Annotated in this window: 5 protein-coding genes and 1 pseudogene; 5 read left to right on the top strand and 1 reads right to left on the bottom strand. The window is 67.1% G+C overall.

The genetic code is table 11. The annotated features are described in order from the left end of the window. The 5 genes and pseudogenes from AB0I03_RS26125 to AB0I03_RS26105 all read left to right on the top strand — a co-directional run. Positions 1–694 (top strand): annotated as a pseudogene (locus tag AB0I03_RS26125) (hypothetical protein); the annotation flags it as partial. Between the two features lie 70 nt (positions 695–764). Beyond that, positions 765–3,515, top strand: coding sequence for a replicative DNA helicase (gene dnaB / locus AB0I03_RS26120; RefSeq protein ID WP_258018485.1), 2,751 nt, complete (start codon positions 765–767; stop codon positions 3,513–3,515). After that, complete coding sequence (locus tag AB0I03_RS26115; RefSeq protein ID WP_102927065.1) at positions 3,508–4,134, top strand: hypothetical protein; 627 nt, start codon at positions 3,508–3,510, stop codon at positions 4,132–4,134. Before dnaB ends, AB0I03_RS26115 begins: the two co-directional genes overlap by 8 nt. Positions 4,135–4,516: 382 nt before the next feature. Beyond that, a complete protein-coding gene (locus AB0I03_RS26110; RefSeq protein ID WP_146051288.1) occupies positions 4,517–5,023 on the top strand; it encodes a hypothetical protein in 507 nt (168 codons plus the stop codon). 291 nt (positions 5,024–5,314) lie between these two features. Then, positions 5,315–5,845 carry a hypothetical protein gene (locus AB0I03_RS26105; protein ID WP_180990491.1) on the top strand — a complete coding sequence of 177 codons (531 nt, stop codon included), beginning with the start codon at positions 5,315–5,317 and terminating at the stop codon, positions 5,843–5,845. 142 nt (positions 5,846–5,987) lie between these two features. On the opposite strand, the gene AB0I03_RS26100 is transcribed toward AB0I03_RS26105, so the two are convergent. After that, a complete protein-coding gene (locus tag AB0I03_RS26100; protein WP_102927067.1) occupies positions 5,988–6,167 on the bottom strand; it encodes a hypothetical protein in 180 nt (59 codons plus the stop codon). Between the last annotated feature and the right edge of the window lie 661 nt (positions 6,168–6,828).

Genomic DNA, 6,828 nt, shown 5'->3' with positions numbered 1-6,828 from the left:
CCGTGCGGCCAGGGGTGGCCGCACGGATGCGGCTACCCGCAAAAATGCGGCCAGGGGTGGCCGCGTGGATGCGGCGGTTCCTTCTTCTCTTTCAGAAGGTCGTCGTCAGAGCGCGGGCGCGGGCGTGCGTGGAACGGGTCAGTCCTCTGTGGATCAGGCCATGACGAAGGACGACGACGAGGAACAAACCCAAGAACACAAGACGCCTTCGGCGGCGGGCCCTGCTCCGCACGACGCCGCCGGCACTGACCAGGACGCGGTCGGTGAGGCATCTCCGGAAGTCCAGGATTTCGTGGCGTGCTTGCCTGGGATGGATCGCAAGGGGCCGCGGGACCGTGCAGCCCTGTACCTGCTCGTCGGTGCTGCTCTGGCCGCCGGCTGGACACCCAAGACGCTCGCTGCGCACCTGGCCCGTGAAGTCAGCCCGTCTCGTTGCCGCAACGTCACCGCCGTCTACGGAACCCAGCTCGACAACCTTCCGAACCCGCCTGTGGCACCAGCCCCGCGGAAAGCCCCGGAGGGCTACTGCTCGACGCACCCGCACATCTGGATCGGCGACGGCGCGACGTGCACGTCGTGCTCGCCGCGGCCGGCGACCGGGGCTGGCGTGGCTCCTCGCGACGTGTTGGCAGCGGCGTATACCCAGCTCGCCCAGCAAGGCCGTGCGGCCGACATCTCGCACGCGCGGTCCTGAACCCCACACATGAAAAGCGGCGCCCGTGGTCTGACATCCGGCGGGCGCCGCTGAACCCCGAAGGGAACGTATGAACACCGTAGACGACGCGGCCTGCTTCGACCGCGTCCCACCTCAAGACCGCGAAGCCGAACAGGCCGCGAGCGGTGCGATGCTGCTGAGCCCGGCCGCGATCACCGACGTCCGGTCGACGCTGACCGCCGGCGACTGGTACTGGCCCGCGCACGCCACCGTGTTCACTGCGGCCTGCGACCTGGCCGACCGCCGCGAACCGGTCGACCCCATCACCCTGGCTGCCGAACTCGACAAGGCCGGCGAGTTGGCGAGGATCGGCGGCGCAAGCTACCTGCACACCCTCGTCCAGAGCGTTCCGACCGCGGCCAACGCCGAGTACTACGCCGAGCGCGTCCGCGAATGCGCGGTCCGCCGTCACGCCATCGAGGCACACACCCGCGCCATCCAGGATCTGTACGCGGGGGAGGGTGACCTGGACGTGCTGTGCGACCGGCATGAGGCCGACCTGCACCTGGCCCACCGCGACGCACGCACCCGCACGCCCTACCAGCGACTCGGCAAGGTCGTCGAGAAGGCCATCGACGACCAGCAGGACGGCGGAAAGCATTCCGGCGTGCTCACCGGATTCCAGGACGTCGATGCGCTGACCCACGGGTTCCAACCCGGCGAGCTCATCATCGTTGCGGCACGGCCGGCCATGGGTAAGTCGACGCTCGCCATGGATTTCGTTCGCACCGTGGCCGTGCAGCAGAACATCCCCAGCGCCCTGTTCTCCCTCGAAATGGGGGACCTGGAGATCGGGCAGCGCGTGCTGTCCGCGGAAGCGAAGGTGGGACTGCACAATATCCGCGGCTACCAGCTGAGCGAGGAGGACTGGCAACGCATCGGCCGCCGCCTGCCGGACCTGCTGGCCGCGCCCATGTGGGTAGACACCAGCGCGAACCTGACGATGGCTGAGATCGCCACCCGTGCCCGCGAGCTGCACAGCCGGGAGGGCATCGAGATGCTGGTCGTCGACTACCTCCAGCTGCTCGAATCGGGTAGCCGGCGCCGCGGCAACCGCCAAGAGGAAGTCTCGGAGATCTCCCGGCGCCTGAAGCTCCTGGCCAAGGAGCTGGGCGTCCCCGTCATCGCGCTGTCCCAGCTCAACCGCGGGCCCGAGTCGCGTGAGGACAACAAGCCCATGGTGAGCGACCTCCGCGAATCCGGCGCCATCGAGCAGGACGCCGACATGGTCATCCTGCTCCACCGCCCGGACGTCTACGACAAGGAGTCGGAGCGCGCCGGTGAAGCCGACCTCATTTTCGGGAAATGCAGGAATGCCCCGACTTGTACGATTACCGTAGGATTCCAGGGGCACTACTCCCGGTTCACCGACCTGGGCACCTACGGCGCCGACGACACCGCGGACTACCGCAACACCCTCCCCCGCCGCGAAGACCCCGCCCCGGCGCCACAGGCGCCCGCTGTGGCGCTCCCGACGCCCCGTCGGATGTCCGACACCGCAACGCCCCTGACGGGCGCTCAGGCGGCCGTGCAGCGGCCTGTAGGCGGTACTGCGGACAATGGTCCGGTCACCGCGCCGACGATCGAGGCGCCGGCCGCCGCTGAACACCCGGACCACGACGACCCGGACCACGGCAACGACGCCCCGCCGACCACCCCCGACGAGGACGTCCCGCACCACCAGGACGCCCCCGTCGAACCCCCCACCGCCACCCCGACCGCCGCGCCCCGCACGGCAACCCCACCCCCCGCCCCGACGACTGGGGGGCCGACCCAGCAGACCCCGGCCGAGCGCCGCGCGGCCCAGGCGCTCGCCCTGCTGGAGACCGTCATCGCCGATGCCCTCAAGACGGCGAAAGGCGACCCGGAAAAAGCCAAACTGCGCCTCGCGAAAAAGGCCATCCCCACCGTGATGGACCTTTTCGACGGCTTCAGGCAGGGCACCCGCTACCAAAAAGGGTTCGTCCACCAAAAAACCCTGGACGAGTTCAGCCCCGGCGGCAAAGACGGTATGGGTGGATGGAACGAAGTCTGGGAAGCCCGACCCAAGTTCGGGGACCCCTACCGCTACCTCGAAGACGACCGCGTAACCCGCCTCGACGTTCCGTGCGCCTACCTGAGCGCATTTAAGGCGTGGCTCCCGCTCCAGCCGCTCACCTCAAACGAAGACCGTGGAGTTCACCCCGACGACCCGGCGGAATACCGCCCGCAGGGTGAGAGCAAGACACGCTCCGGGCTGTACGAAATCGACTACATCGACTGGGAACACGCCGCTATCCCACACCCGCTGGGTAACCGTCAGGAACGCGGCCGGATGATCGTTCCCCACCCCGTCCTGATGCGCCTGTTTGACCTCTCCAGCGACAAACAAGACCGCATGTGCGAAGCGCCCCGCATTCACCGAACGTGGACCGCACACGCAACGGAAAACCTCCTCGAAGACCTCCGCAAGTTCCTCCGCGACCAGCGCGCCGAAGCAAAGGCGACCGGCGACGAGTTGAGGGACTTCCTCATTAAGCAGATGTACTCCAAGTTTGTCTCTACAATTGGAGGCAGCAACAGCAACAATCGCCGAACACGGCGCGACCACCTGAACATTCTGCACAGCCGCGCATACATGAATTTGCACATGCGCGCGGTCAAAGCACACCGGGGAGGACTGGAGATCGTGCACGCCGGCGGAACAGACGAACTGCACGTCATCGGCGACCCCTGGCGCGTGTTCACCCAGGGCAGCAACCCCGGCAACATGAAGATCAAGGCCGACGACACGGGCACGGAGGGGACCGTCGATGCCTAAGCCACCCAGCCCCAGCGGCCCCGGCGCCCGCCGCTCCAGCGTCGCCGGCTACGCCCCCAACGGCGCGCTGGGCGCCGCAGGCACCCCCCTGGGCCGCGCCGTCGCCGAGTTCCTGGACGAGGCCGCAGCCGGCCGCCAACGCGGCGTCAAATCCCCCATCACCACCCGCCGTGGACTCGACGCCCGACTCAGGCAACTCAACGAACACCGCGACATCGCCATCCAACACGGCGTCAAACTCAGCAGCCTGAACAACTGGACCAACGGGCGCCGCGACCCCCGCAAACGAAAGGCCAGCCTCGAAAAGATCGAGCGCGCCTACCAGGCAGTTCTAGCCCAACGGTCCACCGCTGGACGCCGTGCCGTCCGCAAGGAATTCGACCGGGGCCGCGGTGCCAACATCCAAGTAACCCCGCTGAACCAAGCGGCTGTTAGGGAAAAGCACCGCCGTGTCATCCAGCCCGGGGAAATTCGGATCTCTGAATACCGCTGGGCACCCCTTCTCAAAGCATGGGAGCGCGGCGACTACGACGAGATGGAAGATCTCGCGTTCGCGGCCATGGAAGAAGGCGGGGAATACCTCGTCTATGCGTGGGTCGGAAGCGCCGCCGTCGCCTGACAAACACTCAAGTAGTGGCCTCTGCGCATAGCGCGCGGAGATATCCCAGTCAAGAAAAACGGGCTGAAGACCAGGCCCTATAAACGAAGATGCGGGCCCGTGCCAACCAACGGCACGGGCCCGCATTTTGTCTCCGGCAGGTAGCCTGAATGAGTGATTTTTACCGCATACACGCGGGCGCGAATATAGATGAACGCACCCAACCGGGATTCAGCACAGGGCAGTTGACACGAATCAGCACCATCTGCAACGGTCGCATCCCATCGGCCGGAGCGAACCGCGCACCAGCAATCAAGAAAGGACCCCCATGCCGGAATCACCGCTTTCCCGAGCCACCGACGCTAAACGTCGCCGTGATCTCACCGGCGAAATGGACGCCCTGATGAACGGTTACCGCGCACTGACCGACGCACCCTGGTACCCCGCACAACCCGGTGACCGCCTCATCGTCACCTATGAAGCCACCGACGCCGACCCCCGCTGGACCGAGACCTACGAGGTCATCAAGGACGCCGCATACGGCCTCGTTCTCCACCTCGTCGACCACACCGCACCCGACGAGGGCATGGCCGGCTGGTTCGGCGGAACACCCGACATCATCGGCGATCCCGTCGAAACCCCCTGGATGGAAGCCGGCCCGGACCGCCTCGCCATCATCCGCGGTGGCACGGTCGTCCACCACGGCCACCACGCACTCACCCGCCCAGACACCGAAGAACTCCGAGAGACCACCGCCGTCGGCGCCGACGGAACCATCGGGTACGCCGTCATCCTCGAACGCGAATACACACCCGCCGAACTCACCGACCTAGAACGGAAGATCATCACCAAGACACAGGAAATGACCTGGGGAGCACCCGGACAAGCAGACACGGACGAGCGGCCATGACCAGCGACCGCATCACCGAAGCCGGCGCGTTCGGCGCCGGCGGCCGAGCGTCCTACGGGCCACCCAACAGCGACCCGGCGGAGCCATGGGAGTGGGAGGGTGACGTCCCGTAGCGCCTGGCGCCGACGGTGGCTCGGAGGCTCTGTGCGCTGTTCGGTGTGCAGAGCCTCCGTTTGTCGACGTGACGTCCCCACTCGATCGAGTGAGCGGGGACATCTGGGCCCACCGCACCTTGCGGCGGGCCTACGTTCGTTGTGACGGATCCCGTACAGCCACATGAGGGGTGTAGCAATGGGCCGTGAGAAGCCTGGTAAGCCGCGTCGGCCGCGTCCGGCGGAGTGGCATGCGCATCCTGGCTGGAGCCTCGACGACGTCCCGCAGCCTGGTGGTTGGCAGGCGGATAGCAAGCTGTTCGAGGAGCTGACCGGTGCGGCCTTCGAAGGCTGTACTACGTGTCAAGACGTGCTGCTGACGCTGCTGGTTGAGGATTCGGTGACCACGGCCCGGCTGGTGGAGATGGCGTGCGGAGCCATCATCGACCTGGAAGGCGAGTTGCCGGCTTCTCAGGTCGACCCCGACGCACCCGGCGAGGCAAGTCGGGAGTTCCGGCGCCTGGCCCGCGCGGGACTCGGCACGTCGACCGATGGCATGTACCGAGAGTGCGGCCAGATGACGCCCGCCGAACGGCGAGCAGCAGCGAACACCGCCCTTGACACCCTGGTTGGCTACGCGGCCATGAATCCCAGGGAAGGGCGAACACCGTTCGATAGCAAGGGAGTGGGCGGAAGCTGGGCGGCGCGGCCCGGGGACGATGTTCCGTAGCGCCTGGCGCTGTCGGTGCCGCAAGGGGCTCGGCTCACCGTTTGGTGTGCGGAGCCCCTTGTCGTGTGTGGTGTTGAAGTCTGGTTGGTGGTTGGGGTGTTGGTGGGGTGCCGGCCGGCCCGCGCCGGCACCCCACCTTGGTTCAGAGTTTGAGGTAGCCGGTCAGGGCGAGCCAGGCTCCGAGTGCGAGGGTGAGTGCGGGGATGAGGGTGGGGTGGGTCCATCCGACGTAGCCGGCTGCGGCGGCTCCGAGGAGGGCGACGGCCTGGGTGGTGCGGCGGTCGGGGTCGGGGTCGGGGTTGTGATTGAGGTTGGTAGGCATGGGGCTGACTGTCAGGGAGGGGTGGGTTAGCCCCGCAACCCCTGTCTGACCTGGTCGAGGTGGTGTCAGGGGGTGTTGCTGCACTGCGAGGTGATGGTTCGTCGAGCTGGCCGGGTGCTGGCGGGGTCGGGGTGGTGGAGCTGTTCGTCGAGCTGGCCGTTCGGGGTCGGTGTGGGGCTGGGAGCACCTGGTGCTCGTCGAGCCGGCGGTCCGGGACGAGGAGCTGCTCGTCGAGTCGGCCGGGCCGTCGGTCGTCCGCTGTGGCGGGGCCACTTGACAGCCACGGTAAGATCGCCCCTAGGCACGAAGTGGCGTCAAGCGATCCTGTGCCGGCGGGAGTTGCGGTCGAGCCGGCGGGCCGGGCGTCGAGCACCACCACCACCACCACCACCACCACCACCACCACCACCTCGTCGGTGGCCGGCCGGCCGGACCCCTCCTTGTAGCCAGCTGAGGCACCCGGAGGGTGCCAACAGGAAATACCGCCCGGAGGGTGGGATTTCGTGGGAAGTTGGAGCGAAGCGGAGACTTCCCACATAGGTCAAATATGGCCCGGAGGGTGGGATTTGACCTATCACCAGCAACCCAACTCAAACCGGGACATGACGACCTGTAACGGCGCGAAGCGCCACAGCTCACCCAAAGGCCGCGTAGTCGGCCG

The organism is Glycomyces sp. NPDC021274 (assembly GCF_040641195.1).
GTDB lineage: Bacteria > Actinomycetota > Actinomycetes > Mycobacteriales > Micromonosporaceae > Glycomyces.
Note: the sequence above shows the minus strand (reverse complement) of the source record. Positions and strands in the feature narration are given on the sequence as shown.

Coding starts and splice junctions, on each gene's coding strand:
- AB0I03_RS26105 (WP_180990491.1), top strand. CDS start 5,315: ATGGGCCGTGAGAAGCCTGGTAAGCCGCGTCGGCCGCGTCCGGCGGAG.
- AB0I03_RS26100 (WP_102927067.1), bottom strand. CDS start 6,167: ATGCCTACCAACCTCAATCACAACCCCGACCCCGACCCCGACCGCCGC.
- AB0I03_RS26110 (WP_146051288.1), top strand. CDS start 4,517: ATGAACGGTTACCGCGCACTGACCGACGCACCCTGGTACCCCGCACAA.
- AB0I03_RS26115 (WP_102927065.1), top strand. CDS start 3,508: ATGCCTAAGCCACCCAGCCCCAGCGGCCCCGGCGCCCGCCGCTCCAGC.
- dnaB (WP_258018485.1), top strand. CDS start 765: ATGAACACCGTAGACGACGCGGCCTGCTTCGACCGCGTCCCACCTCAA.